We start from the raw sequence: 2132 nt of genomic DNA, 5'->3' as shown, positions 1-2132 counted from the left end.
GCCGCGCTCTCCGCCCCCAGGGAGCGCAGCAGCGCCACGGTCTGGAGGACGTCCTCCCAGCTGCCGGGTTCGGTGGCGTCGATCCGGCTGAGCCGGGCGAGCAACTCCGTCTCCTGGGCGATGCGTTCACGCGTCTGGCGGATGAGGTCGTCGACGAGCGCGACGGGCGCGAAGCCGGGATCGTCCAGCGCGCGTCCCGCGTCCCGCAGCGACAGCCCGAGGGACCGCAGGCTCTCGATGTGGAAGAGGCGCCGGACGTCCGCGGCGGAGTACTCCCGATAGCCACCCTCGGTACGGGCCGAGGGCCGCACCAGGCCGAGGGACTCGTAGTGCCTGAGCATGCGGGCGCTGACCCCGGACCGCCGGGCCACCTCACCGATCAACACCGTTCGTCACTCCTCCGCGCCGGTTGTGCCGAGGGCCACTATGCGCTTCGCCTCCTCGATCGCGAACGCGAACCCGGCATCCGGGTCGCGCGCGAGCCGTTCCGTGGCGATGGCGTGCTCCCGTACACCGGGGTCGGAGTGCCGTGTCGCGCCGCGCAGGACCGGTGTGCTCCCCTCACCCAGCGCGATCAGTGCCCGGCTGAGGCTCAACCGGGTCTCCAGCCCGCCGCGCCCGAGCTGGGTCACCAGCACGGCGGCCAGCCCGGCCTCCGCACCGGCGGGCACCAGGATGGCCGCCGTACGCCAGGCGGCCCGCGCCACCTCGTCGTCGGTGTCGGTGAGCAGCGCGCGGGTGATCGAGGGCCATGCCTCCCGGTCCCCGATCTTGGACAGGGTGTGCAGTGCCTGGCTCCGCGCCCGCGGACGCTCCGAACGGAGTTCACCGAGGAGCCGTGGCACCGTCACCGCGGGCGTGTGGCGGGTCAGCGCCCAGGTCAGCATGTCCCGTACGAAGAACTCGGGCTCGATCGCACAGCGCTCCACGAGCGGGTCGACGAACGCTGTGGCCGGGGCCGTGCCGATCGCCAGCGCCGCCTGGAGCCGCACCGTCGCGCTCTCGTGGGCCAGCCCTCGCAGGGCTCGCGCGGTCCTCGCGTCCACCGTGTTCTGCGTGTTCTGCGTGTTCTGCGTGTTCTGCGTGTTCTTTCGAGGGTTCGCGTCGTCTTGGGTCACGGTCATCCGGACCACCTCCTCCGCATCAGTGAAGTGGTTGTCACAGTGACAAGGTCAAGCGGAACCACCCCTCTGAGGTGCTCGAACGGCCTCCGCCGCGCCGGACGCGCACCGTCGCCCGATCGCACACCGCCGCCGTGCGTCACTCCGCCGTTGTCGGGTCCTCCGGCATCACCCGCTCGGTCAGCGGTCGCCGGACCCGCCCGGTGCGCGGGCGGGCCCACAGAGCGCTCAGATGCTCGTGCAGGACGTCCCCGGCCTCCGCGGCGGTCAGATGGCCGATGAGTACGTGGGTGGTGAGGCCGTCGGCGAGGGCGAGCAGGGCGCGGGCCTCGCGCACTGGATCCCCGGAGCCTCCGCCGCCCGGACTCTCCGAACCGCCTCCGCCGCCCGGACCGTCCCCGGCCGCCTCCGTGATCAGCCGGACGACGAGGTCCTGGAGCGCCGTGTAACTGGCCCTGAGCGGACCGGCGAGCGGCTCGCTGACGACGGCCTGGGCGACGAAGGCGAGCCAGCCCCGTGCCTCGGCGCGGTGTTCCTCACGCAGCAGGGCGATCTCGGTGGCCGCGTGCCCCAGTGCGGTGGCGGCCGACTGCGCCGGGCTCGCGGCCAGCCGCTCCCGTACGCGTTCGGTGACGCGCTCGCCGACATGGCCGACGGCGAACAGCAGCATCTCGTCCTTGCCGCGGAAGCAGCGCTGAACGGCTCCCAGGGAGACCTGTGCGCGGGCCGCGACATCGCGCAGATCGTCGGACGCGCGTTCCGGGAGGACCTGTGTCTGGCCGCCGCCCAGGAGATCGAGGACCGGCTGGGCGTCCTCACCCCGGTCGACCCGCGCGCCGGGGTCCCGTCCGCCGCCCGGTAGCCCGGCACCGCGAAGCCGCCCCGGTGGTCCGGTGCCGCGAACCTCGCGGCCCGGCCACCGCGAAGCCGTACGGATCCGATGCCGCGAAGCCGTACGGATCCGATGCCGCGAGGGCCCGCCGTTCCCGTACCACCAGGGCGGTACGGGAA

Annotated in this window: 3 protein-coding genes; all 3 read right to left on the bottom strand. The window is 73.4% G+C overall.

Annotation, left to right across the window (positions count from 1 at the left end; translation table 11 throughout):
* The coding region (locus ACFVIM_RS34795) for a MerR family transcriptional regulator (protein WP_384310296.1) at positions 1-386 on the bottom strand (386 nt) is incomplete at its 3' end.
* Positions 387-392: 6 nt separating this feature from the next.
* Positions 393-1124: a HEAT repeat domain-containing protein gene (locus ACFVIM_RS34790; RefSeq protein ID WP_384310294.1), complete on the bottom strand. Its 732-nt coding sequence runs from the start codon at positions 1122-1124 to the stop codon at positions 393-395.
* A 136-nt stretch (positions 1125-1260) separates the two neighbouring features.
* Positions 1261-1911 (bottom strand): TetR/AcrR family transcriptional regulator, encoded by a 651-nt coding sequence (locus tag ACFVIM_RS34785; RefSeq protein ID WP_384310298.1) that lies wholly within the window; start codon positions 1909-1911, stop codon positions 1261-1263.
* Positions 1912-2132 lie beyond the last annotated feature (221 nt).

The organism is Streptomyces sp. NPDC057638, assembly GCF_042800315.1.
Lineage (GTDB): Bacteria > Actinomycetota > Actinomycetes > Streptomycetales > Streptomycetaceae > Streptomyces.
This window is presented reverse-complemented; position numbering and strand designations above follow the sequence as displayed.